Source organism: Streptomyces sp. NPDC023541 (assembly GCF_055559995.1).
This window is the reverse complement of sequence record NZ_JBVHJO010000002.1, coordinates 712,682-739,610: the sequence shown is the minus strand read 5'-3', so window position 1 is coordinate 739,610 and position 26,929 is coordinate 712,682. Positions and strand designations below refer to the sequence as shown.

Genomic DNA, 26,929 nt, shown 5'->3' with positions numbered 1-26,929 from the left:
GCCGAACCCGCTCCTCGTTCGAACGCCGCACGGGCCGCAACTGCCGCAGCGTGGTAGCCGGCCCCGGGCAAAACGTCCCGTGCAGCTCAGCCACATCCAGCCCCGCCGGCCTTCGAGGCGCGGACACGGAGTCCCGGCGGGCGGGCCGCAGGGCTACGGGAGGGGGCGGCGCATCGCGCGGTGGGGAATGCCCGCGTCCTGGAACTCCGGGCCGTGGGCCACATACCCGAGCCGCTCGTAGAAGCCCAGCGCATGCGTCTGCGCGCCGAGGTCGACCGAGGTCAGCCCCAGCCGGGCGGCCTCCGCCTCGATCGCTCGGACCAGCAGCCTCCCCACACCCAGTCCGCGCGCGGACCGGGCGACGGCCAGCCGGCCCAGCACGCCGGCCGCCGGGACGCCCGTCGCGCCGAGGGCCGCCGGCCCGTGCAGCAGGCGGCCCGTGCCCAGGGGGGTCCCGTCGGCGTCCACGGCCAGGACGTGCACCGCGCCCGCGTCGTACGCGTCGTACTCGATCGACTCCGGCACCGACTGCTCGGCCACGAAGACCTCGGACCGCACCGCGAAGCAGGCCTTCAGGTCCTCCTGCGAGACGGCGACCCGGACCTCGACCGGCGAGGTCACTCGCTCTCGGCGCGGATCACGTCGAGGGCGTGCTGGAGGTCGGCCGGGTAGGTGCTCTCGAACTCCACCCACTGCCCGTCCGCCGGGTGCTCGAAGCCCAGCCGGACCGCGTGCAGCCACTGGCGGGCCAGGCCGAGCCGCTTCGCGACGGTCGGGTCGGCGCCGTAGGTCAGGTCGCCGACGCACGGGTGGCGGTGCGCGGACATGTGCACGCGGATCTGGTGCGTACGGCCCGTCTCCAGCTTGATGTCCAGCAGCGAGGCGGCGCGGAAGGCCTCGATCAGGTCGTAGTGGGTGACGGAGGCCTTGCCGTCCTGGGTCACCGCCCACTTGTAGTCGGCACTCGGGTGGCGGCCGATCGGCGCGTCGATCGTGCCGCTCATCGGGTCGGGGTGGCCCTGCACCAGCGCGTGGTAGCGCTTGTCGACGACCCGCTCGCGGAACTGGTTCTTCAGCGAGGTGTACGCGCGCTCGGACTTTGCGACGGCCATCAGGCCGGACGTGCCGACGTCGAGGCGGTGCACGATGCCCTGGCGCTCGGACGCGCCGGAGGTGGAGATGCGGTAGCCCGCGGCGGCGAGGCCGCCGATGACGGTGGTGCCGGTCCAGCCGGGGCTCGGGTGGGCGGCGACGCCCACGGGCTTCATGATGACGACGATGTCGTCGTCGTCGTGGACGATCTCCATGCCCGGGACCGGCTCGGCCACGACTTCGACGGGCCGCGGCGGCGCGGGCATCTCGACTTCGAGCCAGGCGCCGCCGTGCACGCGCTCGGACTTCCCGACGACGCTGCCGTCGACCGACACCTTCCCCTCGGCCGCGAGCTCGGCCGCCTTGGTCCGGGAGAAACCGAACATACGGGCGATGACGGCGTCGACGCGCTCGCCTTCGAGGCCATCGGGAACGGGCAGGGTGCGGATCTCGGGAATCGTACTCACCCGTCGAGTATGCAGGACGGGGCGGACGGGCCGTCCCGCGATCAGTCCTTGTGGACGGTGCCGTCCGGGTCCAGGCCCTTGAACGACAGCAGCACGATGAGGATGCCGCCGCACACGATCGCCGAGTCGGCGATGTTGAAGACGGCGAAGTGGGCCGGCGCGATGAAGTCGACGACAGCCCCGCGGAACACGCCCGGCGAACGGAAGATCCGGTCGGTCAGGTTGCCCAGCGCACCGCCCAGCAGCAGACCGAGGGCGATGGCCCAGGGCAGGCTGTAGAGCTTGCGGGCCAGGCGCACGATCACCACGATCACGGCCGCCGCGATGGCGGTGAAGATGATGGTGAAGGCCTCGCCGAAGCCGAACGCGGCGCCCGGGTTGCGGACCGCCTCGAACTTCAGCAGGTCACCGATGATCTCGATCGGCGGCTGGTGCTCCAGCTTCGCCACGACCAGCATCTTGGTGCCGAGGTCCAGCAGGTAGGCGAGCACCGCCACGACGAGCAGTGCCGCGATCCGGCGGCGCCCCTTGGGCGCGGCCGACTCCGGCTGGGCGTCGTCCCCGACCTCCGGCGTACCGATGATGCGCTCCGCCTCTGCCACGTGAGTCCCTCGAACTAGCCGACCCAGGCTTCTCCTGGACCCTGACCAGACGAGGGTACGTCAGGGCCCCCGCACAGCGCCCGCCCCGCCTCCGCCCTCCGCCTCCGCGGGCACCCGCGCTCCCTGGTCCGGCCTGATCGGCAAGGCACCCCCTAGTGCCGCCGCTCCTGCTTCTGCTTGCAGTCCACGCACAGCGTGGCCCGCGGGAAGGCCTGCATCCTGGCCTTGCCGATGGGCTGCCCGCAGCTCTCGCAGAGCCCGTACGTGCCCGCCTCCAGCCGTTCCAGGGCCCGCTCGGTCTGCTCCAGCATCGAGCTGGCGTTGGCGGCGAGTGCCAGCTCGGACTCCCGGGTGATGTTCTTCGTGCCCGTGTCGGCCTGGTCGTCGCCGGCGCCGTCGCCCGAGTCCCTCATCAGGCCCGAGATGGCCACCTCCGAGGCGTCCAGCTCGGCGCGCAGCCGCAGCACCTCCGACGTCAGCTCCTCGCGGGCCTCCTCGACCTCCTGGGGCGTCCAGGGGTCCTCCCCGGGACGTACGGCGAGTTCCCCGGGGGCGGCGGCCGCCGTGACCCGGGTCTTGGGCAGCCCGCTGGTGGCGGCCTCAGCCGTCTTCCTCGCCGCACCGGTGCTCTTCTTGGCAACCACGTTCCGGACTCCCGTCTCCTTCGCGGCGTGCGCCGCCCCCTCGGCCCCGGCCTTGTTGGCCGTGGCCGTCCGCTTCTCGACGGCGGTCGTCTTCTTGACTGCGGTCGTCTTCTTCCCGGCCGCGGTCGCCTTGTCGGCCGCGGCCTTGCCGGCCGCCGCCTTGCCCGATGCCGCCGTCTTGCCCGCCGCGGCCGTGCTGTTCGCCGTGGCCGTCTTGTTCGCCGATGCCTTCTTCGCCGGAGCCTTCTTGGCGGTCGCCTTTCGGGCCGCCGTCGCCTTCTTGGCGGGAGCCGGGTCCCCGGAGACCGCTGTCTTCTTCGCCACCATGGCCGCGGCCCCTTCACATACTGTGATATTGCTCGCGAATCGTGCCGGAACGATAAATCGGCTCCGCCCCCGCGGCAACGGGGCACGCATCCGTCGAGGTCAACCTGCATCCGTTGTGCCCATCCCGAGGCCCGGTAATCCGCCACTCCCGCCCCACCCGATCCCGCGACGGCGCCGATGGCCCGTTCGGGTCACCCCGGGCCCTGCGCCGGACCCGGCTCCGGCCCCGCTCGCGTCCCCCGAGGCCGCACCCCCGCCACGCCGTGGCCGCGGGCCTCGCACGGGCCCCCGTAAACCGGTCTGCCGCGTCCCTTCCCGGCCCGTACACTGGGCCCAGCGAAAGGCATGGACGGGGACGAGTAGCGTCGGACGCAGCCAGGAGCGACCCGGGGACGGTGAGAGCCCGGGGGCGAGCGCGACGTGAAGGATCACCCCTGAGCCGCCGGAAGAAAGCCGCGGGTCCCCCGCAGGGCGAGTAGAACCGGCTTCGCACCCCAATGAGGGGGCCACCGGATCCGTCCGGCGGCCAAGGAGGGTGGTACCGCGGGAGCAGCAGTCGGCTCTCGTCCCTCCGGACGGACGTGACATCCCGCCGGAGGAAGAGTTCAGCCTCATGACCACACCGCCGCAGTACCGCCCGGTACCCGCCCAGGTCGACCTGCCTGCCCTCGAGCACGCGGTCCTCGACTTCTGGCGCGAGAGCAAGACCTTCGCCAAGACCCTGGAGCAGTCCGAGGGCCGCCCCGAGTGGGTCTTCTACGAGGGCCCGCCCACCGCGAACGGCATGCCCGGCGCGCACCACATCGAGGCCCGCGTCTTCAAGGACGTCTTCCCCCGCTTCCGCACGATGCGCGGCTACCACGTGGCCCGCAAGGCCGGCTGGGACTGCCACGGCCTGCCCGTCGAGCTCGCCGTCGAGAAGGAGCTGGGCTTCAACGGCAAGCAGGACATCGAGGCGTACGGCATCGCCGAGTTCAACGCCAAGTGCCGCGAGTCCGTGACCCGCCACACCGACGCGTTCACCGAGCTCACGACCCGCATGGGCTACTGGGTAGACCTGGACGACGCCTACCGGACCATGGACCCGGAGTACGTCGAGTCCGTGTGGTGGTCGCTGAAGGAGATCTTCAACAAGGGTCTGCTCACCCAGGACCACCGCGTCGCCCCCTGGTGCCCGCGCTGCGGCACCGGCCTCTCCGACCACGAGCTGGCCCAGGGCTACGAGACCGTCGTCGACCCCTCCGTCTACGTCCGCTTCCCGCTCACCTCCGGCCCGCTCGCGGGCGAGGCGGCGCTGCTGGTCTGGACGACCACCCCGTGGACCCTGGTGTCCAACACGGCCGTCGCCGCGCACCCCGAGGTCACCTACGTCGTGGCCACGCGCACCGGCGCCGAGGACTCGGAGAAGCTGGTCGTCGCCCAGCCGCTGCTGGAGAAGGCCCTCGGCGAGGGCTGGGAGGCCACGGACCGGACCTTCACCGGCAAGGAGATGGAGCGCTGGACGTACGAGCGCCCCTTCGAGCTGGTCGAGTTCCCCGAGCCCGCCCACTACGTCGTGAACGCCGAGTACGTCACGACCGAGGACGGCACCGGTCTGGTCCACCAGTCCCCCGCCTTCGGCGCCGACGACCTCGCGGTCTGCCGCGCCTACGGCCTGCCCGTCGTCAACCCGGTCCGCCCCGACGGCACCTTCGAGGAGGAGGTCCCCCTGGTGGGCGGCGTCTTCTTCAAGAAGGCCGACGAAAAGCTGACCGCCGACCTCGACGCGCGCGGCCGGCTCTTCAAGCACATCGCCTACGAGCACAGCTACCCGCACTGCTGGCGCTGCCACACGGCCCTGCTCTACTACGCACAGCCGTCCTGGTACATCCGCACCACCGCCGTCAAGGACGCGATGCTGCGGGAGAACGAGAAGACCAACTGGTTCCCGGACTCCGTCAAGCAGGGCCGCTTCGGCGACTGGCTGAACAACAACATCGACTGGGCGCTCTCCCGCAACCGCTACTGGGGCGCCCCGCTGCCGATCTGGCGCTGCGAGGAGAACCACCTCACCTGCGTCGGCTCGCGCGCCGAGCTGAGCGAGCTGTCCGGCCGGGACCACTCCGCCCTGGACCCGCACCGCCCGTACATCGACGACGTCACCTTCACCTGCACGCACGAGGGCTGCTCCCTGGATGCCGTGCGGGTGCCGGAGGTGATCGACGCCTGGTACGACTCGGGCTCGATGCCGTTCGCGCAGTGGGGCTACCCGTACAAGAACAAGGAGATCTTCGAGAAGCGCTACCCGGCGCAGTTCATCTCGGAGGCCATCGACCAGACGCGCGGCTGGTTCTACACGCTGATGGCGGTCGGCACCCTCGTCTTCGACAAGTCGTCCTACGAGAACGTGGTCTGCCTGGGCCACATCCTCGCCGAGGACGGCCGCAAGATGTCCAAGCACCTGGGCAACATCCTCCAGCCCATCCCTCTCATGGACCAGCACGGCGCGGACGCGGTCCGCTGGTTCATGGCGGCCGGCGGCTCCCCGTGGGCGGCCCGCCGCGTGGGCCACGGCACGATCCAGGAGGTCGTCCGCAAGACCCTCCTCACCTACTGGAACACGGTCGCCTTCCAGGCGCTGTACGCCCGTACGTCGAACTGGGCGCCGTCCGCGGCCGACCCGGCACCGGCGGACCGCACGGTCCTCGACCGCTGGCTCCTCTCGGAACTCCACGCCCTCGTCTCCGAGGTCACGGAGGCGATGGAGTCCTACGACACCCAGCGGGCGGGCAAGCTCCTCTCCGCCTTCGTGGACGACCTGTCCAACTGGTACGTCCGCCGCTCGCGCCGCCGCTTCTGGCAGGGCGACCCGGCCGCGCTGCGCACCCTGCACGACGTGGTCGAGACGGTCACCCGTCTCATGGCTCCGCTCACCCCCTTCATCACGGAGCGGGTCTGGCAGGACATGGTGGTCCCGGTCACCCCGGACGCCCCCGAGTCGGTGCACCTGTCGACGTGGCCGGTCGCGGACACGGCGGCGATCGACCCGGCGCTGTCGCAGCAGATGCTGCTGGTCCGCCGCCTGGTCGAGCTGGGCCGCGCCACGCGCGCCGAGTCGGGCGTGAAGACCCGCCAGCCGCTCTCGCGGGCGCTGGTCGGCGCGGTGGGCTTCGACGCGCTGTCTCCGGAGCTCCAGGCCCAGATCACGGAGGAGCTGAACGTCTCCTCCCTGGCCTCCCTCTCGGAGGTCGGCGGGTCCCTTGTGGACACCACGGCGAAGGCGAACTTCCGCGCGCTCGGCAAGCGCTTCGGCAAGGGCGTCCAGGACGTGGCGAAGGCGGTGGCCGCGGCCGACGCGGCGGCGCTGTCGCTGGCGCTGCGGTCCGGCTCCGCCGAGGTCGAGGTGAACGGGGAGCCCGTCTCCCTCTCCCCGGAGGAGGTCATCATCACCGAGACCCCGCGCGAGGGCTGGTCGGTGGCGTCCGACTCGGGCGCGACGGTGGCCCTGGACCTGGAGATCACCCCGGAGCTGCGGCTGGCGGGCCTGGCCCGTGACGCGATCCGCCTGATCCAGGAGGCCCGGAAGAACTCCGGCCTCGACGTGGCGGACCGGATCGCGCTGCGGTGGTCCTCCGCGGACCCGGAGGTCGTGACGGCCCTGACGGACCACGCCGGCCTCATCGCGGACGAGGTGCTGGCCACGGACTTCGCGTCCGGCGAAGCCGACGCCGCCTACGGCGACCCCTTCACGGACGAGCCCCTGGGTCTGACCTTCCGCCTCCGCAAGGCGTAACCCGGCCCCTTGAGCGGCCCGCCCCTTCCCTCCCGGGGGGGGGGCGGGCCGCTGTCGTTCTCCGGCTGCGGGCCGGTGCCCGCCGCTGCCCTCGCCGGGGCACTGCCGCTGATCCCCAGCCGCGGGCCGGTGCCCGCCGCTGCCCTCGCCGGGCACTGCCGCTGATCCCCTCCGGCTGCGGGCCGGTGGCCGCGCCTCAAACGCCGGCGGGGCCGGGGTGTGCCCCCGGGTCGGGGTCGGGACAGGGGGGTGGGGTGCGGGACCGCCGGGGGGTGTCTCCTCGGCTCGCGCGGGACTGACCTTCTCGGCCGTACCCGGCGGTGCGCGCTCGTCCTGCGGGGACACCCCCCACCGACCCCACACCCCCACCCCGGCGGCCCCGCCCCGTCCCGGACGAAGCGGGGCCGTGGGGTGGGGACACTCCGGGGGCTCCCCGCAGGACGAGGCGCAACCACCGGGCACAACCGGGACATGCCCGCACGCGCCGAGCCGAGGAGACCCCCCGGAGGGGCACCACCCCACCCGAAGCCACCGCCCTACCCGACGGGCCACACCCCCGGCCAGGGGGGGGGGGCACACCCCAGCCCCGCCGGCGATTGAGGCGCGGCCACCGGCCCGCAGCCGGAGGGCAGGGGCAGCGCCCCCCAAGGCACCGGCCCGCAGCCGGGAACGGGAACGGGCCGGGCCCGGTGCCCCCGTGGGGGAACCGGGCCCGGCCCGAACTGCTGACGCGCCGCGAGGCGTACCGCTTAGTTGTCGTCCTCGTCGATCAGGAAGCCCCGCATCGGCGACGGCGCCTGCATCGGCTGCGGCGCGGCCGGCCGCACCGGAGCCATCGGCTGGGTCATCGCCGGCGACATCTGCTGCTGGCCGCCGTAGGACGGACCGGCGCCCATCGGGGAGGGACCGCCCATGGACGGGCCGCCCATGGAGTGGCCCATCGCACCGGCCGGAGCCATCGAGGGCGACGGCGACGGGGGCAGCGCGGGACCGGCCGGGTTGCGCGGCGGGGCCAGGGAGTCGTCCGCCTGGGTCTCCAGCTGGCGCAGCTGCGACTCCAGGTAGGACTTCAGACGCGTACGGTACTCACGCTCGAAGCCCCGCAGGTCCTCGACCTTGCGCTCCAGCGTGGCACGGGCGGACTCCAGGGAGCCCATCGCGACGCGGTGCTTCTCCTGCGCGTCCCGCTCCAGCGCGTCGGCCTTGGCGCGGGCGTCCCGCTCCAGGCCCTCGGCGCGCGACCGGGCCTCGCCGACGATCTTGTTGGCCTCGGAGCGGGCCTCCGCGATCGCCTGGTCGGCGGTCTGCTGCGCCAGCGACAGGACGCGGGCGGCGCTGTCGCCACCGGCACCCTGCTGCGGGAGCTGCGGCTGCTGCATCTGCTGCATCTGCTGGCCCATGGTCTGCATCTGCTGACCCATCGGCTGCATCTGCTGGCCCATGGGCTGCATCTGCTGGCCGAGCGGGTTCTGGCCGCCCATCGACTGCTGCTGCTGCATCTGCTGCTGGCCCATGCCCTGCGGTCCACCCATGGGGTGCTGCTGCATGGGTCCGCCCATGGGGCCGCCCATCGGGCCGGGGCCCTGCTGGCCCTGGCCGCCGGGGCCCGGCGGGAGCTGCGGCGCGCCGCCCGGCAGCTGGGGCGGGCCCATCTGCGGGTTCTGCTGCTGCGGCGGGCCGGATATGGCCGCGGGCACGGGGGCGCCGGGGCCGCGCTGGTCCTGGGGCTCGGGCTTGCGCATGCTCTGCTGCTGCTGGTTCTGCGCGGCGGCACGCGTGGCGGCAGCCAGCTTGGCGCGCAGGTCCTCGTTCTCGCGCAGCAGGCGCGTCAGTTCGGACTCGACCTCGTCGAGGAAGGCATCGACCTCGTCCTCGTCATAGCCTTCTCGGAGGCGGACGGTCGTGAACTGCTTGTTCCGCACGTCCTCGGGAGTCAGCGGCATGTCTTCTTCACCTCTACGTAGTCGTCGGCAGTCGGCTGGACCGTATCGGGACCGTCCCCGCGCGTACGGGGAAGCTCATCGTTCACACGCTTCTCGCAGCGGTGCTCACGAAGCTGATGAGGATGTAAACGATGATCATCAGAACGAAGAAGGACAGGTCGAGTGCCACGCCGCCGAGACGCAACGGCGGAATGAACCGCCGAAGGAGCTTGAGCGGTGGATCGGTGACAGTGTAGGTGGCCTCCAGAACGACCACCATCGCCTTGCCGGGTGTCCATGAACGTGCGAACTGGAACACATAGTCCATGACCAGTCGGAAGATCAGCACGATCAGGAAGCACATCAGCACGACGTAGACCACTTGCAGTGCGATGCCCATCCCGCGCTTCCCTCTCCCCGTTTCCCGATCTGTTCCCGGTCCCGTATCTGACGGATCGGTCTAGCTTTGGTTGAAGAACCCGCCCTCCGCGATGCGGGCCTTGTCCTCCGCCGTGACATCGACGTTAGCAGGCGACAGCAGGAACACCTTCTGTGTCACGCGTTCAATGCTGCCGTGCAGACCGAACACGAGTCCGGCGGCGAAGTCCACGAGACGCTTGGCGTCCGTGTCGTCCATCTCCGTGAGATTCATGATCACCGGAGTGCCCTCACGGAAGTGTTCCCCGATGGTACGGGCCTCGTTGTAGGTCCGGGGGTGCAGTGTCGTGATGCGGTACGGCTCCCGCTCGGAGACGACCTTGGGCATGATCACGGGGGCGTTCTTCTCCAGGTTCGTGCGATCAGGTGTGATGGATGCCACGGGGGCAATTCGCGCAGGACGTCCGTTTTCCACCGGAATTGGGATGGGTTCCCGCTGCGCCGGAGGCTGTACGGCTCGTACCGGTTCGTCCGATACGGGCGACTGGTGCACGGGCTGCTGTCGGCGATCCCGCTCCCGAGCCCGCTCGATCTCCGGCTCGGGCTCGAACTCGTCATCGGGGTCGTACCCCGGGTTGTCGTACCGGTCGTCCTCCACGAGGCCGAGGTAGACCGCCATCTTGCGCATCGCGCCGGCCATTCTCCGAGTCCTCCGCTCTGTGGTGGATCGCCCTGTCGCAGGTGCCGCCGTGTCACGAATGTCACCAACTGCCCGCGATCCACGTGGTCTGCCCGCTCATCGACGGGAATGACCATATTTTCTGCTGTGGTCCGACTTTCTTCGCGACGTTACCCGAGCCGGGGTCTCGCGCCGAGTACCGCAGTGCCGACGCGTACATGTGTCGCACCGGCCGCAACGGCCTGTTCCAGGTCTGCGCTCATCCCGGCCGACACCATCGTGGCAGTCGGATGGTTCGCGCGCAGGCGGGATGACAATTCCATCAACCGCTCGAAAGCGGCCTGTTCGCGTCCCGCGTAGTGGCCGGACAGCGGTGCGACGGTCATCAGTCCGTCGATCCTCAGTCCCGGTGCCCCGGCGACGAGGTCCGCCAACTCCGCCAGCTGCTCCGGTGCGGCACCGCCCCGGATACCCCGCTCGCCCGACTCGGCGTCGAGGGCGATCTGGACGAGGCAGCCGAGTTCACGGCCGGCGCCGGTCGCGGCCGCCGAGAGGGCGGTCACGAGCCGGGGCCGGTCGACCGACTGCACCACATGCGCGTATCCCGCCACGGAACGGACTTTGTTGGTCTGCAACTGGCCGACGAAGTGCCAGCTGAGCGGCAGATCCGCGCAGGCCGCGGCCTTGGGGGCGGCGTCCTGGTCGCGATTCTCGGCAACATGACGGACGCCCAACTCCGCCAGCAGTCGTACGTCGCTCGCCGGGTAGGTCTTGGTGACCACGATGAGGGTCACCTCCCCGCGCTCCCGGCCCGCCGCGGCGCAGGCGGACGAGATACGTTCCTCCACCCGCGCCAGGTTCCCGGCGAGCTCCGACTTACGATCCGTCATTCTTCTTTTCCCCCGGGGTCCGGGGGTACTCCCCCCGGGAAAGCTCCGTCAACCAGACATATCCGGCCAGCCGGCCGGTGACCCGGTCGCGACGGTACGAGAAGTGGTCCCGCGACTCCAGTGTGCAGACCGGTGAACGCAGGCCGTTCACCACCCCCGCCTCCGCGAGCTGCGCGTGCACCCCCGCGACGACATCGACCGCCGGTGTGCCCCAGCTGGTCTCGGCCCGGGCGGCGGGAACCACCGACGCCACCGACTCACGCATCTCGGCCGGCACCTCGTAGCAGTGCCCGCAGACCGCGGGTCCGGTACGGGCGACGATCCGCCCTGGTTCGGCGCCGAGGGAGACCATCGCCTCCACGGCCGCGGGCACCACCCCGGCGACCAGTCCGGGCCGCCCGGCGTGGGCGGCCGCGGCGATCCCCGCGACGGGGTCGGCCAGCAGGACGGGCGTGCAGTCGGCGGTGAGCACGGCGAGGGCGAGTCCACGACGGGCGGTCACCACCGCGTCCACGGCGGGGATCGCGGTGTCCGCACCCCACGGGCCGTCGACCACCGCGACGTCCCGGCCGTGCACCTGGTTCATCCAGACCACCAGGTCCGGGTCGAGTCCCAGGGATCGCGCCGCCAGGGCCCGGTTCGCGAGAACGGCGGCCGGGTCGTCTCCGACCGCGCCGCCGAGGTTGAGCTCTTCGTACGGAACGGCGCTCACTCCGCCCCACCGGTCGGTGAAGGCGAAGTGGGCGCCGCCCACGTGATGCTGCTCCGGTGTCACTTCAAGAAGTCCGGGACATCCAGTTCCTCGGCCGGGCTGTCCTGGTACGGCCGGGCCGTGGGGACCTGCGGCGCGGGGGCCTGGGCCTCGACCGGGGCCGCCTCGACGGGGGCCGGGGGCTCCTCGCGCGGGGGGACCGTGCCGAGTCCGCCGAAGGCCGGGCGGGCCGGCTCGGCGGCGCGGACCGGAGCCGGGGCGGGCTCCTCGCGCTTGGTGGACGCGGCTCCGATGACGTTGTCCCGTCGGGCCGGGGGCTGTCCGCCGTCGAAACCGGCGGCGATGACGGTGACCCGCACCTCGTCGCCGAGCGCGTCGTCGATGACGGCGCCGAAGATGATGTTCGCCTCGGGGTGCGCGGCCTCGCTCACCAGCTGCGCGGCCTCGTTGATCTCGAAGAGACCGAGGTCCGAGCCGCCGGAGATGGAGAGCAGCACGCCGCGGGCGCCGTCGATGGACGCCTCCAGCAGCGGCGAGGAGATCGCCATCTCGGCGGCGGCCACCGCGCGGTCGTCGCCGCGGGCCGAGCCGATGCCCATCAGGGCCGAGCCGGCCTCGGACATCACGGACTTGACGTCGGCGAAGTCGAGGTTGATCAGACCCGGGGTGGTGATGAGGTCGGTGATGCCCTGGACGCCGGAGAGCAGGACCTGGTCCGCCGACTTGAAGGCGTCCAGGACGCTGACCTGGCGGTCCGAGATGGACAGCAGGCGGTCGTTGGGGATGACGATGAGGGTGTCGACCTCTTCGCGGAGCTCGGCGATGCCGTCCTCCGCCTGGTTCGCGCGGCGCCGGCCCTCGAAGGTGAACGGCCGGGTGACCACACCGATCGTCAGGGCGCCCAGCGAACGCGCGATGTTGGCGACGACGGGTGCGCCGCCGGTGCCGGTGCCGCCGCCTTCACCGGCGGTGACGAAGACCATGTCGGCCCCCTTGAGGACCTCCTCGATCTCCTCGCGGTGGTCCTCTGCCGCCTTGCGACCGACCGCCGGGTTGGCGCCGGCGCCGAGGCCGCGGGTGAGTTCGCGGCCGACGTCGAGCTTGACGTCGGCGTCGCTCATCAACAGCGCCTGCGCGTCCGTGTTGATGGCGATGAACTCGACGCCCTTGAGACCGACCTCGATCATTCGGTTGATGGCATTGACACCACCGCCGCCGACACCGATGACCTTGATGACTGCGAGGTAGTTCTGCGGTGCTGCCACGTCGAAGGCCTCTCGCCTCGAGTTACGTGTCGCCGCCTCGCGGGCCTGCGTTGCGACGACTGATGCCGAAATAGGGACGGTCCGAACGCGCCGACCCGAACCCTCACCCTGAAGTTTAGGGTTAGGGGTGTGTCTGTTCCTTGGACTCTTCCGAACAGGACACTAAGTCGACAAGTAGCGCGTGTTCAACGAACACGCCGAACCTCCCGTTTTTCTTTTCACCCTATGTGATCACCCGTATCGCTGGCCAACCAGGGTGCGTCGCTGTTCGACCTGACGTCAACTCCCGGCCGCAGCAGGGGCGGTGGGAACGCTCACGTCGAAGTGAGCGGCCTTCGGCGCGGCTTTCAACAAAGCGGTCAGCGCGCGCCCCTTCGCGCCGCTCTGTTCGCCGCTGCCCCACCGCACGGACCGGCCCCCGGTCAGCTCCAGCACGATCGAATCGTAGGAACCCACCTTGACCTGCACGGTTTGCCCGGCGATCGGCGCCGGGAGGGATCCGGCGACGAGCACGGCCTCGTGCAGCAACCGCTCTTCGTCGAAGCGGCGGGCGCTCGGGGAGCCTCCCGCGTTCAATTCGAGGACCGGAACACCCGCGGGTGCTTTCGGAACCGTGTCGAATCGCACACCCGATGCGTCCACTTCCACGAAGTTGGCGTCCTTTTTGATGAGCAGGACGGGTTTGCGCTCGGTCACCTTCAGTCCGATTCCGTGCGGCCAAGCCCGCACCGCATCGACCGAATCGATGCGGGGCAGACGGCCCCGTACGCGGCTTTCGATCTCGTCCGTGTCGATGCCCACGAGGGGCGCTCCCACCGGCACGGCCGCGGCGGAGAGCACCTGCTCGGGGGTGAGCACGTCGGTGCCGGTGGCGGTGACCTTCTCGACGCGGAGCCAGGAGGACCCGTAGAGGACCCAGCTGCCGCCCGCGACGAGGAGCACCGCGGCGGCCAGGGAGGCCAGCGCGGGGACCCGGCGCAACTGCTTGCCGGGGCCCCGCGGGACCCTCCACTTCACGGGCTTCGCGGGCTTCGGGCTCTTGGGCGGCTCGGTAGAGCCGGCGCCCTTGCGGGGCGGCCGGCCGGGCCGATCAGGAGACGGTGTGCCTCGCTGTGCGGTCGTCGCTCCGGCCACTCCTGTGCCTCCTGCGTCCGTGCTCCCGCGTCAGCGGGACCGGTGGGCTGCGATCGCCTCGTACACCATGCCGACCAGCAGTTCGTCGGCGTCCCGGCGGCCGAACTCACCGGCGGCGCGGGACATCTCGTACAGGCGGTGCGGGTCGGACAGCACCGGGAGGACCTGGCCGAGCACCCACTCGGGCGTCAGTTCCGCGTCGTCCACGAGCAGGCCGCCGCCGGCCTTGACCACCGGCTGGGCGTTGAGCCGCTGTTCGCCGTTGCCGATCGGCAGCGGGACGTAGGCGGCGGGCAGCCCGACGGCGGACAGTTCGGCGACGGTCATCGCTCCCGCGCGACACAGCATCATGTCGGCGGCGGCGTACGCGAGATCCATCCGGTCCACGTACGGTACCGGCACATAGGGCGGCATCCCGGGCATGTTGTCGACACGCGGCAGTTCGTTCTTCGGCCCGACGGCGTGCAGGATCTGCACGCCGGAGCGCTGGAGGGTCGGAGCGACCTGCTGGATGGTCTCGTTGAGGCGGCGTGCGCCCTGCGAGCCGCCGGAGACCAGCAGCGTGGGCAGGTTGGGGTCCAGGCCGAACGCGGCGCGCGCCTCGGGGCGTACGGCGGCCCGGTCGAGGGTGGAGATGGACCGGCGCAGCGGGATGCCCACGTAGCGGGCGCCGCGCAGCTTGCTGTCGGGCGTGGAGACCGCGACGGCGTGCGCGTACCGGGAGCCGATCTTGTTGGCCAGTCCGGGCCGGGCGTTGGCCTCGTGGACGATGATCGGCACTCCGAGCCGCTTGGCCGCGAGGTAGCCGGGCAGGGCCACGTAGCCGCCGAAGCCGACGACGCAGTCGGCCTTGGTGCGCAGGAGGATCTCCTCCGCGGCCTTGATGGTGCCGCGCAGCCGTCCGGGGACGGTGATCAGCTCAGGGGTGGGCTTGCGGGGCAGCGGTACGGCGGGGATCAGCCCCAGCTCGTAGCCGCGCTCCGGCACCAGGCGGGTTTCGAGTCCGCGCTCGGTGCCCAGGGCGGTGATGCCCACTGAAGGGTCCTGCCTGCGCAGGGCGTCCGCGAGGGCGAGCGCCGGCTCGATGTGGCCGGCGGTCCCCCCACCGGCGAGTACGACATGCACCGAAATTCACCGCTCTCCGGACGGACGCTTCTTGACGCGCCGTCTCATCGACTTCCATCTCACCCCGGTCCGCCTCCAGCCGGTCTTCGGCTGTCGCATCGCGAGGGCCGCGCGCGCGGCCGGCTCCTCCCGCGCGAAGGCGATGAGCAGTCCGACCGCGAACATGGTCGGCAGCAGGGCCGACCCCCCGTAGGAGAACAGCGGGAGCGGGACTCCGGCGATCGGCAGCAGGCCGAGCACCGCACCGATGTTGATCACGGCCTGCGCCGTGATCCAGGTGGTCACGCCTCCCGCGGCAAACCGTACGAAGGAGTCCTCCGTGCGTCCGGCCACGCGGATACCCGCATAGCCTAGAGCCGCGAACAGGGCGAGGACCGACAGCGTCCCCGCCAGTCCCAGTTCCTCCCCCGTGATGGCGAAGATGAAGTCGGTGTGGGCTTCGGGTAGTTGACCCCATTTTTCCACACTTGCACCCAGCCCGGAACCGAACCAGCCGCCCGACGCGAGGGCGTAGATCCCGTGTACGGCCTGCCAGCAAAGGTCGTTCTTGCCCGGTTCTGTCGCACCGATGCACTCCAGGCGGTCCATCCGGTGCGGAGAGGTCTTGATGAGCAGCGCGACGATCGCAGCCGCGAAGGCCAGTACGCCGACGAACATCCGCGTCGGGGCCCCCGCGAGCCAGAGCAGGCCGAACAGGATGGCGCCCAGGATCATCGCGGTGCCCATGTCCCCGCCCAGCATGATGAGGCCGAGCAGCAGGAAGGCCACGGGGACCAGCGGCACCAGGAGGTGCTTCCACTGGCTCAGGAGGCCCTTGTCGCCCTTGCGGGCCAGCAGGTCGGCGCCCCACAGGATCAGCGCCAGCTTGCCGAACTCGCTGGGCTGGAGCATGAACGGGCCGCCGAGGGAGATCCAGTTCTGGTTGCCGTTGATCGAGACCCCTATCCCGGGGACCTGGACCAGGACCATCAGGAACAGCGTGCCGGCGAGCACCGGATAGGACAGCGCCCGGTGCAGCTTGACCGGCATCCTGGAGGCGGCCAGCAGCAGGCCCGCGCCGATGAGGGCGGCCAGGAACTGCTTCTTGAAGAAGTACGCGTCACCCAGGCCCAGCTGGAGGGCCTTGATCATGGAGGCGGAGTACACCATCACCAGACCGAGCACGGTGATGAGCAGGGAACTTCCGAAGATCAGGTAATAGGCGGTGAGCGGGCGGTCCCACGCCCTGCGCAACTGCTGCTGCGTACGCCGCAGACCGGCCAGCGGCCCGCGCCCGGCGGGCCGCGTCGGGCGCTTCACGCTCACGCCGGGGCGCTTGCGGCCCTGCGCCTTCACGGCGGACGGCCGCCGCCCCGGCAGCATCTGCTTGGCCGGCATCTGTGATCTTCCCCTCCACTCGTACGAGGCGAGCATCCGGCCGGAGGGAACCTGTCCCGGCGCCCCCGGCCTAGGCAGTGTCCGCGGCGCTCTCGGCGGCCAGTTCGCGCACCGCGTCGGCGAACGCTTCCCCACGCTTGTTGTAGTTCGCGAACATGTCCATCGAGGCGCAGGCCGGTGCCAGCAGGACCGTGTCGCCGGGCTCGGCGAGCGCGGCCGCCTCCCGGACCGCTGCGAGCATCGCCCCAGTGTCGGTCCGGTCGAGGTCGACGACCGGGACCTCGGGGGCGTGTCGCGCCAGCGCCTCGGCGATCAGCGCCCGGTCGGCGCCGATCAGGACGACGCCGCGCATCCGCTCGGCCGACTTCCGCACGAGTTCGTCGAAGGTCGCGCCCTTGGCCAGGCCGCCGGCGATCCACACGACCTTGTCGAAAGAGGCGAGGGAGGCCTCCGCCGCGTGGGTGTTGGTGGCCTTGGAGTCGTCGACATAGACGACGGAGCCGACCTCGTCCACCCGGGCGACCCGGTGGGCGTCCGGACGGAAGTCGCGCAGCCCGTCGCGGACCGCGCGCGGCTCCACACCGAAGGCGCGGGCCAGGGCCGCGGCGGCGAGCGCGTTGGCGATGTTGTGCGGGGCCGGCGGATTGACGTCCTTGACCTCGGCGAGCTCCTGGGCGTTCTTCTGCCGGTTCTCCACGAAGGCCCGGTCGACGAGGATGCCGTCGACGACGCCGAGCATGGAGGGGCCGGGGGCCCCGAGGGTGAAGCCGATCGCGCGGCAGCCCTCTTCGACGTCGGCCTCGACGACCAGGTCCTCGGTGGCCTTGTCGGCCACGTTGTAGACGCAGGCCACCGTGTTGCCCTCGTAGATCCGGCCCTTGTCCGCGGCGTACGCCTGCATGGAGCCGTGCCAGTCGAGGTGGTCGGGCGCCAGGTTGAGGACGGCCGCCGAGTGGACGCGCAGCGAGGGCGCCCAGTGCAGCTGGTAGCTGGAGAGTTCGACGGCGAGCACGTCGTACTCCTGCTCGCCGAGCACCACGTCGATGATCGGGGTCCCGATGTTGCCGACGGCGGCGGTGCGCAGGCCGGCGGCCTTCAGGATCGAGGCCAGCATCTGCGTGGTGGTGGTCTTGCCGTTGGTCCCGGTGATCGCGAGCCATTCGGCCGGCCCGGCGGGGGCCCGGTCGCCGGCTGCGGCCCCGTCGGCCCCTTGCGCCGCGGCCCGGCGGGCGGCACGGAGCTCCGCGCCGGCTGCGCGCAGCCGCCAGGCGATCTCGACGTCGCCGACGACGTCGACGCCGGCCGCGGCGGCGGCCAGGAAGAGCGGGCTCTGCGGCTGCCAGCCCGGCGAGGTGACGACCAGTTCGGTGCCCTCGGGCAGGGTCTCGCCCGCCGGGGCTCCGTCGGGGAGGTGGCCGAGACGGACCTCGATGCCGAGCTCCGCCAGCTCTGCGGCCCTTGCGCGGTGCGCGTCACCGTCGCCGTTGTCGACGACGGTCACGCGCGCGCCCAGCCCGGCCAGTGCCCGGGCGGCGCTGATGCCGCTGATGCCGAGCCCTGCAACGGTGATCCGGCCCGGCAGTCCGAACCGGCCCAGGGCGTCGGGGCCGAGCACGCCGGCCAGGTCGGTGGCGCTCACTTGTCGGCTGCCCATCCCGCGTAGAAGAGACCGAGACCCACGATCACGCACATGCCCTGGATGATCCAGAAGCGGACCACGACGAGGACCTCGGACCAGCCCTTGAGTTCGAAGTGGTGCTGGAGCGGCGCCATCCGGAAGACGCGCTTCCCGGTCAGCTTGAAAGAGCCGACCTGGATGACGACCGACATCGTGATGAGTACGAAGAGGCCGCCGAGGAGCGCCATCAGGAACTCCGTGCGGGAGCAGATGGCGAGGCCGGCGAGCGCGCCGCCGAGGGCCAGCGAACCGGTGTCGCCCATGAAGATCTTGGCCGGCGAGGTGTTCCACCACAGGAAGCCGAAGCAGGCGCCCATGAGGGCGGAGGCGACGACGGCCAGGTCGAGGGGGTCTCGCACCTCGAAGCAGGCGTTCGGGTTGGTGAGGTCGGCCGCCATCGCGCACGACTCCTGGAACTGCCAGACGCCGATGAAGGTGTAGGCGCCGAAGACCATCACGGCGGCGCCGGTGGCCAGACCGTCCAGACCGTCGGTGAGGTTCACGCCGTTGGACATGGCCAGGATCATGAACAGTGCCCAGACCACGAAGAGCACCGGGCCGATCGACCAGCCGAAGTCCGTGACGAACGACAGCTTGGTGGAGGCCGGGGTCAGTCCCCGCGAGTCCTTGAACTGGAGTGCGAGCACCGCGAAGGCGATGCCGACGATCAGCTGGCCGGCCATCTTGGCCTTGGCCCGCAGGCCCAGCGACCGCCGCTTGACGATCTTGATGTAGTCGTCGAGGTAGCCGACCAGGCCCATGCCAGCCATCAGGAAGAGCACGAGCAGGCCCGAGAAGCTCGGCTCGGAGCCGGTGAGGATCTTCGTCAGGGCGTAGGCGACGAGCGTGGCCAGGATGAAGGAGATGCCGCCCATGGTGGGCGTGCCCTTCTTGCCGGCGTGGCCGCGCGGGCCGTCGTCGCGGATGAACTGGCCGTAGCCCTTGCGGGCGAGCAGCTTGATCAGCAGCGGGGTGCCGACGACGGTCAGGAACATGCCGATGACACCGGCGAACAGGATCTGCCTCATCGGCCGGCGACCTCGCCCTCGACAGTGCCCTCGAGCAGGGCCTGCGCCACCCGCTCCAGACCGGCCGACCTGGAAGCCTTCACCAGCACGACGTCACCCGGGCGCAGTTCACTGCGCAACAGGTCGACCGCCGCCTGCGCGTCGGACACGAGCACCGACTCCTCACCCCACGAACCCTCGTTATATGCGCCCAGTTGCAGCCAGGAGGCTTCCCTGCCCCCGACCGCGACGAGCTTGCTCACGTTGAGCCGGACGACAAGTCGTCCGACCGCGTCGTGCTCGGCGAGAGCGTCGTCTCCGAGCTCGGCCATCGGGCCGAGCACCGCCCACGTGCGCCCCCCGTTCGCCCTGCCGCCACCGCCCATCGCGGCGAGCGCGCGCAGTGCGGCCCGCATGGACTCCGGGTTCGCGTTGTAGGCGTCGTTGACGATCGTCACACCGTCCGCCCGCTCGGTGACCTCCATCCGCCACCGTGACAGCGTGCCCGCCCCGGAGAGCGCGGTGGCGATCTCCTCGACGGACATGCCCAGGACGTGGGCGACGGCGGCCGCGGCAAGCGCGTTCGACACGTGGTGCTCACCGTACAGCCGCAAGGTCACGTCGCTGCACCCGGTCGGTGTGTGCAGTGTGAAGGAAGGCTGCCCCTTGTCCGTCATGCGGACTTCCGTGGCCCGGATTTCGGCGTCGTCGGCCTCGCCGAACAGGACCGTACGGGCCTTGGTACGCGCGGCCATGGAACGAACCAGCAGGTCATCGGCGTTGAGGACGGCGACGCCGCCCTCAGCCTCGGCCGGCAGCGCCTCGACGAGCTCGCCCTTGGCCTGTGCGATCTGCTCGCGTCCGCCGAACTCGCCGATGTGCGCGGTGCCGACGTTGAGGACCAGACCGATCCGAGGGGGCGTCAGTCCGGTGAGGTAGCGGATGTGGCCGATGCCGCGGGCGCCCATCTCCAGGACGAGGTGCTGGGTGTCCTCGGTGACGCGCAGCGTCGTGATCGGCAGGCCGATCTCGTTGTTGAGGTTCCCGGGGGTCCACACGGTCGGCGCGTGGTGCTGGAGCACCTGCGCGATGAGGTCCTTGGTGGAGGTCTTGCCGGCGGACCCGGTGAGGGCGACGACGTCGGTGCCCAGGCGGGCGACGACGGCCCGGGCAAGCGCACCGAGGGCGGCCACCACGTCGGGGACGACGATGGCCGGGACGCCGACGGGCCGGGTCGCGAGGACGCCGACGGCGCCGGCGGCGAACGCGCCTTCGGCGTAGTCGTGCCCGTCGACCCGCTCGCCGAGGAAGGCGGCGAACAGGCTGCCGGGGCGGACCTCGCGGGAGTCGTAGACGACGGGACCGGTGACCTGGACGGACGGATCCGGTATGTCGTGGGGCCGCCCGCCGGTGATGTCGGCGATCTCGGCGAGGGAAAGGGCGATCACTGGTTCACCTCGGCCTGTCGGACCTGGGTCGTTCGATCGAGCACGAGTTGGTGTTCGATCGCGGCGCGGAGCACCGTGCGGTCGTCGAAGGGCCGGACGACCCCTGCGGTGTCCTGGCCCTGTTCGTGGCCCTTGCCCGCCACGAGCACGGTGTCGCCGGGCTCGGCGCGCGCGACGGCGGCGGCGACGGCCGCCGCCCGGTCGGCGTCGACGAGGACGGTTCCGCGCTCGGCGGGCGGTACGGACACGGCGCCGCCGAACATCGCGGCGAGGATCGCGAGCGGGTCCTCGGAGCGCGGGTTGTCGGAGGTCAGGACGGCCACGTCGGCGAACCGGGCGGCCGCGGCGCCCATCGGGGCCCGCTTGGTGGTGTCGCGGTCGCCGCCGCAGCCGAGCACGATGTGCAGCTTGCCGGTGGTGACCTCGCGCAGCGCGCGCAGCACCGACTCGACGGCGTCCGTCTTGTGCGCGTAGTCGACGACGGCGAGGTACGGCTGCCCGGCGTCCACCCGCTCCAGCCGGCCGGGGACCCCCGGGACGGCGGCGACGCCGTCGGCGGCGGTCTGCGGGTCGAGGCCGGCGGCGGCGAGCGTGACGATCGCGGCGACGGTGTTGGCGACGTTGAAGGGGCCGGGCAGCGGGGCCTTGGCCCGTACGCGCTGTCCCTCGGGGCCGACCAGCGTCAGCGTGGAGTCCATGTGGCCGGTGACGACGTCCTCGGCGCGCCAGTCGGCGGCCGGGTCGCCCGCGGCGGAGAAGGTGACGACGGGGACGGTCGCCTCCTCGGCCAGGCGGCGGCCGTACTCGTCGTCGAGGTTCACCACGCCCAGGCGGGCCCGGCGGGGGGTGAACAGCCCCGCCTTCGCCTGGAAGTAGTCCTCCATGTCGGAGTGGAACTCCATGTGCTCGGGGCTCAGGTTGTTGAAGACGGCGACGTCGAAGACGCAGCCGTCGACGCGGCCGAGTACCAGGGCGTGGCTGGAGACCTCCATGGCCACGGCCTCGACGCCGCGTTCGCGCATGACGGCGAAGAGGGCCTGGAGGTCGGTGGCCTCGGGGGTGGTCCGCTCGGACTTGATGCGCTCGTCGCCGATGCGCATCTCGACGGTGCCGACCAGTCCGGTGCTGCGGCCCGCCGCGCGCAGGCCGCCTTCGACGAGGTACGCCGTGGTGGTCTTGCCGGAGGTTCCGGTGATGCCGATCTGGAGCAGGTCCTCGCCGGGCCGGCCGTAGATCGCGGCGGCGAGCTCGCCCATCCGGCCGCGCGGGTCGGGGACGGCCAGTACCGGCAGGCCGGTCGCGGCGGCGCGCTCGGCGCCGGCGGGGTCGGTCAGCACGGCGGCGGCGCCGAGGCCGGCTGCCTGGGCGGCGAAGTCGGCGCCGTGGGTCCTGGCGCCCGGCAGGGCCGCGTACAGGTCTCCGGGGCGGACCGCACGGGAGTCGTGCGTGATCCCGGTGATCTGCGCAGCGCCTGGCGACGGGATGCCCAGCAGCGCGGCCAGCTCGCCCAGCGGGCTCGGAGTGGCGGACGCGGGCCTGGGCGCTCCCGGCGGCGCTGCCGGGGCGTCTTGCTGGGTGGTTCTGGGCTGATCAGCGTGGGGCACGGCGGTGAGCGTACCGGGCCCGGCGGCCGGGCCGCGAAGTGAGGGCCCGGCCCCGGCTGCGGCGTCCGGTCGGTTCCCGGGTTTCGGGGTGATCGTTGTCACTGATGGTGCCTCACGCTTTTCTGGCGGGCAGGCCGCGGCCGTGGGTCACTGGCCGGGCTGCGGACTGGGCTGCGGGGCGGGCTGCTGGGCGGGCTGCGGGCCGGGCTCGTAGGTGACCGGGAGCCCCGCGGGGGCGGTGCCGGTGGGGGCGACCTGGAGGGTTTTGAGGGCGAACTCCATGACCTTCTTGTAGATGGGGCCGCAGATCTGGCCGCCGAAATAGCTGCCCTTGGTGGGGTTCTGGATGGCGCAGTAGACGGTGATGCGCGGATTGTCCGCCGGGGCGAAACCGGCGAAGGATGCGGTGTATCCCTTGTAGCGGCCGGTGGCCGGATCCACCCGGTTGGAGGTGCCGGTCTTGCCGCCGACCCGGTAGCCGGGGATCTTCGCCTTGGTTCCGGTGCCCTCCTGGTCGTCGACGACGGATTCGAGCATCTCGGCGAGGGTCTTGGCGGTCTCCTGGCTGATCACACGGTTCTGTTCGGGAGCCGGGGCCGGGGTGAAGCGGCCGTCGGGGCCCTTGGTGCCGCGGACCAGCGTCGGCTCGATGCGGACCCCGCCGTTGGCGATGGTCGAGTACACGGAGGCCGCCTGCATGGCGTTGAGGGACAGTCCCTGGCCGAAAGGGATCGTGTACTGCTGGGAGGTGGACCAGTCCTGCGGCCGGGCGAGGATGCCGCGGGACTCGCCCGGGTAGTCCAGGCCGGTGGGCCGGCCGATGCCGAACTTCGTCAGGTACGAGTGCAGGACCTCGTTGGACTCGGCCTGGGTGGGGCCGAGCTGGCCGGTGGCCAGGATGGTGCCGATGTTGGAGGACTTGGCGAGGACCCCGTTGAGGGTCAGGTACCAGGTCGGGTGGTCGATGTCGTCCTTGAAGAGCCGGTCGCCGCGGTGCAGCCGGTTGGGGACCTCGACGCGGGTGTCGGGGGTCGCCTTCTTCTCCTCCAGCACGGCCGCCATCGACATCACCTTGGCGGTGGAGCCGGGCTCGTACACGTCCTGGAGCGCGGCGTTGCCCATGGCGGCGGAGCTGGCCCGGGTCAGGTCGTTGGGGTCGAAGCCGGGGGCGTTGGCCATGGCCAGTACCTCGCCGGTGCGGGTGTCCTGGACGATGACGTAGCCGCGGTCGGCCTCGGACTTCTGCACCTGCTCGGCGATGGCGCTCTGCGCCGCCCACTGGATGTCCCGGTCGATGGTCAGCTCGATGTCGTCGCCGGGGACGGCGGGCTTCTCGCTGGAGCCGGCGGTGGGGACCTTGCGGCCGCCGGACTGGGCGTAGGTGATCTCCCCGTCCTTGCCGGCCAGCTTCTTGTCGAGGGAGGATTCCAGCCCGCCGGCGCCCCTGCCCTCGGCGTTGACGTAACCCAGTATCCCGGCGGCGAGGTCACCGCCCGGGTACACGCGCTTGCTGCTGTCCTCCTTGAACACGCCGGCCAGGACGTTGGCTCCGGGCGCGTTGTTCTTCTTGTCGGCGGTCGCCTTCTCGGAGAAGACCCGCTTGAGGTCCTTGATCTGGTTCCAGACCTGCGGGGTCTGGCGCTGGGCGAGGACCACGTACCGGCTGTTCTTGGTCCTGAGCTTGTCCGCGAGCTCCTTGGCGTCCTTGCCGAGGATCGGCGCCAGCAGCGCGGCGGCCTGCTCGGGGGCGTCGGGGGCCTTGCTGTCCTGCGGGGTGAACATCTTCGGGTCGGCGGTGATGTCGTACGCGTCGACGCTGGTGGCGAGGGCCACGCCCTTGCGGTCGGTGATCTCACCGCGCTCGGCGGCCAGCTTGACGTTGGTGTAGCGGTTCTTGGAGGCCGCCGCGGAGAAGGACGAGGCGTCGACGGCCTGCACCTGGAGCAGCCGGACGACGAAAGCGAGCATGACGAGGGTCAGGCCCACGCCGACCAGGCGCAGCCGGGGCCGGGGGCTGCCGAGCCGGATGGTGTGGGGCTTGCTGGGGCCGGAGGGGCGGCGCGTCGCCGGGCGGGAGGCCGGGCGGGCGGTGGCGCGGGTCCGGTCGCCCGGCCGCGACGGCCTGGCCGGCCCCGGCACCCGCCGCCGCGGCGGGTCCTGCGGGCTCACCCGGCCACCGTCCGCGGTGTGCCGGTGCCGGTTCCCGTGCCGGTGCGGTGGCCGTGGAACAGGGCTGCGGGCTTTCCGGGGCTCCGCCCCCGACCCCGCGCCTCACGCACCGGCGAGGCTGGTTCAGACGGGATCCGCGTCACGACGTCACCTTCCAGGGGTCTGGCTGGACTGCGGGGTAGCGGTGGGAGCCGGCTGGGCCGGGGCCGGGGGAGCGGCCGGGGCCGGGCCCGGTCCGGCCTGCGCGGGCGGCGTCGTCGTCGGGGCCGGGGTGGGCGACGGCGGCGCCTCGGCCACCGAGACGCTGCCGGCGACCTTGCCGTCGGGGCCGATGAAGACGGGGCTGCCGCCCGGGACCAGGCCCAGCTCACGCGCACGGCGCTGGAGTGCGTCGGGGGCGGAGTGGGCGTCCACGTCGCGCTGGAGGGCCTGCTCCTCGTCGGTGAGGGCGGTGGTCTCCTTCTTCAGCCGGGTCAGCTGGAAGGAGCCCTCGTTGAGCGCGGAGTTCAGCAGCAGCAGGCTGATCAGCCCGCCGGCGAGCAGGGCGACGACCAGTAGGACGAACGGCATCCGGGCCGCCTGCCCGCCGGGCCGCGGCCGGGCCGGGCGGGCGCCGAGGGCCCGCCCGATGCGGGCCGCCTGCCCGCGGGTCAGCGTGGCGACCTTCCCGGCCTTGGTCACAGTCGCGCCTCCCGGATGCGTTCGACCCCCCGGAACCTCGCCGGGGCGGCCCGCCGGTTCTCGGCGATCTCCTCCTCGGTCGGCAGCTCCGCCCCGCGCGTGAGCAGTTTGAGCTTCGGCTGGTACTTCTCCGGCACCACCGGCAGCCCGGGCGGGGCGGTGGAGGTGGCGCCCGCCGAGAAGACCTGCTTGACCAGCCGGTCCTCCAGCGAGTGGTAGGAGAGGACCGCGATCCGGCCGCCGACCGCGATCCGGTCCACGGCGGCCGGGATGGCCCGCTCCAGCCCGGACAGTTCGCCGTTGACCTCGATCCGAAGCGCCTGGAAGGTGCGCTTCGCCGGATTGCCGCCGGTCCGCTTGGCGGCCTGGGGCAGGGCGTCGCGGATGAGCTCGACCAGCCGGGCGCTGTTGCTGAAGGGGGCCTTCTCGCGTTCGCGGACGATCGCGGACACGATCCGCTTGGCCTGCTTCTCCTCGCCGTACTGGCGCAGGATCCGCACGAGCTCGCCCGGCGCGTAGGTGTTGAGGACCTCGGCGGCGCTGATGCCCGTCGTCTGGTCCATGCGCATGTCCAGCGGCGCGTCCTGCGCGTACGCGAACCCGCGGTCGGCCTCGTCCAGCTGCATGGAGGAGACGCCCAGGTCGAAGAGGATGCCCTGGACGGCCGGGAGGCCCAGACCGTCGAGTACCTCGGCGAGGTCCGCGTAGATCGCGTGGACGAGGGTGGCCCGGTCGCCGAAGCGGGCGAGCCGTTCGCCGGAGAGCCGCAGGGCCTCCTTGTCGCGGTCGAGGCCGATCAGGCGGACGTCGGGGAACCGGGTCAGCAGGGCCTCGCTGTGGCCGCCGAGCCCGAGGGTGCAGTCGACGACGACGGCCCCCGGCCTCTCCAGCGCCGGGGCCAACAGGTCCAGGCACCGCTGGAGCATCACCGGGACATGTCGGGACTCGCTAGTCAAAGCGCCCTCTCAGATAACGGCGCGGCGTGCGTACGCACCGCCCGCTCCCCCGGCCGGTGAGCGGAAGAGGGCCGGGCCGTACGTACGCGCCGCGCACGCGGAGTCTTCATCGGTGGCCGGCGGCCGGTCAGGGCCGGGCTCCGGCCGGTTCGCGTCACTTTAGTGCAACGGTCGCCGCGGTCAACGAACCGGCCCGCGCGCCGTACGCGCCTCTCGGACCGAAGCCCCAAAAGCTCCCGAACCACCCGGACGGCCGACTCCCGCCCACCCCTGTGGGTTAGCTCACAACAAGCCCCGTTGACGTTCTTTGTCCAACCTCACGCGAGGCCGTCGGCGCCCGTGACCATTAACGTCGTACCCATGACGACTTCCGCATCCCTGCCTGCAGAATCCGCACCCGAGGCATCCGTCGGCGGATCCGTCACCGACCGGCTGGTCGAGGCGAACCAGCGTTACGCCGCCAAGTTCACCGACCCCGGCATGGACGCCCGCCCCGTGCTCCACGTGGCCGTCGTGGCCTGTATGGACGCCCGCCTCGACCTGCACAAGGCCCTCGGCCTGGAGCTCGGCGACTGCCACACCATCCGCAACGCGGGCGGCGTGGTCACCGACGACACCATCCGCTCCCTCACCATCAGCCAGCGGGCCCTCGGCACCCGCACGGTGATACTCATCCACCACACCGGCTGCGGTCTCGAAAGCCTGACCGAGGACTTCCGGCACGAGCTGGAGGACGAGGTCGGCCAGCGCCCCTCCTGGGCCGTCGAGGCGTTCCGGGACGTCGACCAGGACGTACGCCAGTCCATGCAGCGGGTCCGCACCAACCCGTTCCTGCCGCACAAGGACGATGTGCGAGGCTTCGTCTTCGACGTGCACACCGGGCTCCTCCGGGAGATCGATCCCAGCTCCTGAGTGACACAAGGCCGTAACGCCGTCAACAATGCGGGGGGACACCACCCGGGAACCCCGGGTCCGGTGTCCGTGTTTCGGGGTGGGCCGG

The 26,929-nt window shown here is 71.6% G+C and carries 22 protein-coding genes; 2 read left to right on the top strand and 20 right to left on the bottom strand.

The window, feature by feature from the left end; genetic code table 11:
• Positions 1-153: 153 nt before the first annotated feature.
• The 4 genes from ACZ3X1_RS07390 to ACZ3X1_RS07375 form a co-directional block, all read right to left on the bottom strand.
• Positions 154-621 carry a GNAT family N-acetyltransferase gene (locus ACZ3X1_RS07390; RefSeq protein ID WP_356813205.1) on the bottom strand — a complete coding sequence of 156 codons (468 nt, stop codon included), beginning with the start codon at positions 619-621 and terminating at the stop codon, positions 154-156.
• The gene (locus ACZ3X1_RS07385; RefSeq protein ID WP_362635456.1) at positions 618-1,559 is read right to left on the bottom strand and encodes an RluA family pseudouridine synthase; all 942 of its coding nucleotides are present in this window, start codon (positions 1,557-1,559) and stop codon (positions 618-620) included. Before ACZ3X1_RS07385 ends, ACZ3X1_RS07390 begins: the two co-directional genes overlap by 4 nt.
• 41 nt (positions 1,560-1,600) lie before the next feature.
• Positions 1,601-2,161 carry a signal peptidase II gene (lspA, locus tag ACZ3X1_RS07380; RefSeq protein ID WP_356813203.1) on the bottom strand — a complete coding sequence of 187 codons (561 nt, stop codon included), beginning with the start codon at positions 2,159-2,161 and terminating at the stop codon, positions 1,601-1,603.
• Positions 2,162-2,313: 152 nt separating this feature from the next.
• The gene (locus tag ACZ3X1_RS07375; protein WP_467277491.1) at positions 2,314-3,132 is read right to left on the bottom strand and encodes a TraR/DksA family transcriptional regulator; all 819 of its coding nucleotides are present in this window, start codon (positions 3,130-3,132) and stop codon (positions 2,314-2,316) included.
• Positions 3,133-3,745: 613 nt separating this feature from the next.
• Here ACZ3X1_RS07375 and ileS point away from each other — a divergent pair.
• Positions 3,746-6,904 carry an isoleucine--tRNA ligase gene (gene ileS, locus ACZ3X1_RS07370; protein WP_467277488.1) on the top strand — a complete coding sequence of 1,053 codons (3,159 nt, stop codon included), beginning with the start codon at positions 3,746-3,748 and terminating at the stop codon, positions 6,902-6,904.
• Positions 6,905-7,653: 749 nt separating this feature from the next.
• On the opposite strand, the gene ACZ3X1_RS07365 is transcribed toward ileS, so the two are convergent.
• The 16 genes from ACZ3X1_RS07365 to rsmH form a co-directional block, all read right to left on the bottom strand.
• Complete coding sequence (locus tag ACZ3X1_RS07365) at positions 7,654-8,847, bottom strand: DivIVA domain-containing protein (RefSeq protein WP_467277485.1); 1,194 nt, start codon at positions 8,845-8,847, stop codon at positions 7,654-7,656.
• Between the two features lie 82 nt (positions 8,848-8,929).
• Positions 8,930-9,226: a YggT family protein gene (locus ACZ3X1_RS07360; RefSeq protein WP_030664053.1), complete on the bottom strand. Its 297-nt coding sequence runs from the start codon at positions 9,224-9,226 to the stop codon at positions 8,930-8,932.
• Between the two features lie 60 nt (positions 9,227-9,286).
• Complete coding sequence (locus ACZ3X1_RS07355) at positions 9,287-9,904, bottom strand: cell division protein SepF (protein ID WP_356813199.1); 618 nt, start codon at positions 9,902-9,904, stop codon at positions 9,287-9,289.
• A gap of 149 nt (positions 9,905-10,053) precedes the next feature.
• Complete coding sequence (locus tag ACZ3X1_RS07350; protein ID WP_467277482.1) at positions 10,054-10,773, bottom strand: YggS family pyridoxal phosphate-dependent enzyme; 720 nt, start codon at positions 10,771-10,773, stop codon at positions 10,054-10,056.
• Positions 10,760-11,527, bottom strand: coding sequence for a peptidoglycan editing factor PgeF (gene pgeF, locus ACZ3X1_RS07345; protein WP_362631148.1), 768 nt, complete (start codon positions 11,525-11,527; stop codon positions 10,760-10,762). The genes ACZ3X1_RS07350 and pgeF overlap by 14 nt, the downstream gene beginning before the upstream one ends.
• 17 nt (positions 11,528-11,544) lie before the next feature.
• Positions 11,545-12,750: a cell division protein FtsZ gene (gene ftsZ / locus ACZ3X1_RS07340; RefSeq protein ID WP_385912334.1), complete on the bottom strand. Its 1,206-nt coding sequence runs from the start codon at positions 12,748-12,750 to the stop codon at positions 11,545-11,547.
• 279 nt (positions 12,751-13,029) lie between these two features.
• Positions 13,030-13,884: a cell division protein FtsQ/DivIB gene (locus ACZ3X1_RS07335; protein ID WP_467277475.1), complete on the bottom strand. Its 855-nt coding sequence runs from the start codon at positions 13,882-13,884 to the stop codon at positions 13,030-13,032.
• A gap of 30 nt (positions 13,885-13,914) precedes the next feature.
• Positions 13,915-15,009 carry an undecaprenyldiphospho-muramoylpentapeptide beta-N-acetylglucosaminyltransferase gene (murG, locus tag ACZ3X1_RS07330; protein WP_356813196.1) on the bottom strand — a complete coding sequence of 365 codons (1,095 nt, stop codon included), beginning with the start codon at positions 15,007-15,009 and terminating at the stop codon, positions 13,915-13,917.
• A gap of 6 nt (positions 15,010-15,015) precedes the next feature.
• Positions 15,016-16,386 (bottom strand): putative lipid II flippase FtsW, encoded by a 1,371-nt coding sequence (gene ftsW, locus ACZ3X1_RS07325; RefSeq protein WP_356813195.1) that lies wholly within the window; start codon positions 16,384-16,386, stop codon positions 15,016-15,018.
• A gap of 70 nt (positions 16,387-16,456) precedes the next feature.
• Positions 16,457-18,040 carry a UDP-N-acetylmuramoyl-L-alanine--D-glutamate ligase gene (gene murD / locus ACZ3X1_RS07320; protein ID WP_467277469.1) on the bottom strand — a complete coding sequence of 528 codons (1,584 nt, stop codon included), beginning with the start codon at positions 18,038-18,040 and terminating at the stop codon, positions 16,457-16,459.
• Positions 18,022-19,092: a phospho-N-acetylmuramoyl-pentapeptide-transferase gene (gene mraY, locus ACZ3X1_RS07315; protein WP_356813193.1), complete on the bottom strand. Its 1,071-nt coding sequence runs from the start codon at positions 19,090-19,092 to the stop codon at positions 18,022-18,024. The genes murD and mraY overlap by 19 nt, the downstream gene beginning before the upstream one ends.
• Entirely contained in the window at positions 19,089-20,519 is a 1,431-nt protein-coding gene (locus ACZ3X1_RS07310) for a UDP-N-acetylmuramoyl-tripeptide--D-alanyl-D-alanine ligase (protein ID WP_356813192.1), read from the bottom strand. Before ACZ3X1_RS07310 ends, mraY begins: the two co-directional genes overlap by 4 nt.
• A complete protein-coding gene (locus ACZ3X1_RS07305) occupies positions 20,516-22,225 on the bottom strand; it encodes a UDP-N-acetylmuramoyl-L-alanyl-D-glutamate--2,6-diaminopimelate ligase (RefSeq protein WP_362631155.1) in 1,710 nt (569 codons plus the stop codon). The genes ACZ3X1_RS07310 and ACZ3X1_RS07305 overlap by 4 nt, the downstream gene beginning before the upstream one ends.
• A gap of 45 nt (positions 22,226-22,270) precedes the next feature.
• Entirely contained in the window at positions 22,271-24,292 is a 2,022-nt protein-coding gene (locus ACZ3X1_RS07300; RefSeq protein ID WP_362631157.1) for a peptidoglycan D,D-transpeptidase FtsI family protein, read from the bottom strand.
• A 147-nt stretch (positions 24,293-24,439) separates the two neighbouring features.
• Positions 24,440-24,973, bottom strand: coding sequence for a cell division protein FtsL (gene ftsL / locus ACZ3X1_RS07295; RefSeq protein ID WP_362631158.1), 534 nt, complete (start codon positions 24,971-24,973; stop codon positions 24,440-24,442).
• The gene (gene rsmH / locus ACZ3X1_RS07290) at positions 24,970-25,929 is read right to left on the bottom strand and encodes a 16S rRNA (cytosine(1402)-N(4))-methyltransferase RsmH (RefSeq protein WP_356813089.1); all 960 of its coding nucleotides are present in this window, start codon (positions 25,927-25,929) and stop codon (positions 24,970-24,972) included. The genes ftsL and rsmH overlap by 4 nt, the downstream gene beginning before the upstream one ends.
• Positions 25,930-26,289: 360 nt before the next feature.
• Between rsmH and ACZ3X1_RS07285 the strand changes: the two genes are divergently transcribed.
• Complete coding sequence (locus tag ACZ3X1_RS07285) at positions 26,290-26,841, top strand: beta-class carbonic anhydrase (RefSeq protein WP_467277454.1); 552 nt, start codon at positions 26,290-26,292, stop codon at positions 26,839-26,841.
• The last annotated feature ends 88 nt before the right edge of the window (positions 26,842-26,929 follow it).

Coding starts and splice junctions, on each gene's coding strand:
- murD (WP_467277469.1), bottom strand. CDS start 18,040: ATGGGCAGCCGACAAGTGAGCGCCACCGACCTGGCCGGCGTGCTCGGC.
- ACZ3X1_RS07285 (WP_467277454.1), top strand. CDS start 26,290: ATGACGACTTCCGCATCCCTGCCTGCAGAATCCGCACCCGAGGCATCC.
- ftsW (WP_356813195.1), bottom strand. CDS start 16,386: ATGCCGGCCAAGCAGATGCTGCCGGGGCGGCGGCCGTCCGCCGTGAAG.
- ACZ3X1_RS07355 (WP_356813199.1), bottom strand. CDS start 9,904: ATGGCCGGCGCGATGCGCAAGATGGCGGTCTACCTCGGCCTCGTGGAG.
- ACZ3X1_RS07360 (WP_030664053.1), bottom strand. CDS start 9,226: ATGGGCATCGCACTGCAAGTGGTCTACGTCGTGCTGATGTGCTTCCTG.
- mraY (WP_356813193.1), bottom strand. CDS start 19,092: ATGAGGCAGATCCTGTTCGCCGGTGTCATCGGCATGTTCCTGACCGTC.
- ACZ3X1_RS07365 (WP_467277485.1), bottom strand. CDS start 8,847: ATGCCGCTGACTCCCGAGGACGTGCGGAACAAGCAGTTCACGACCGTC.
- ACZ3X1_RS07350 (WP_467277482.1), bottom strand. CDS start 10,773: ATGACGGATCGTAAGTCGGAGCTCGCCGGGAACCTGGCGCGGGTGGAG.
- ACZ3X1_RS07375 (WP_467277491.1), bottom strand. CDS start 3,132: ATGGTGGCGAAGAAGACAGCGGTCTCCGGGGACCCGGCTCCCGCCAAG.
- ileS (WP_467277488.1), top strand. CDS start 3,746: ATGACCACACCGCCGCAGTACCGCCCGGTACCCGCCCAGGTCGACCTG.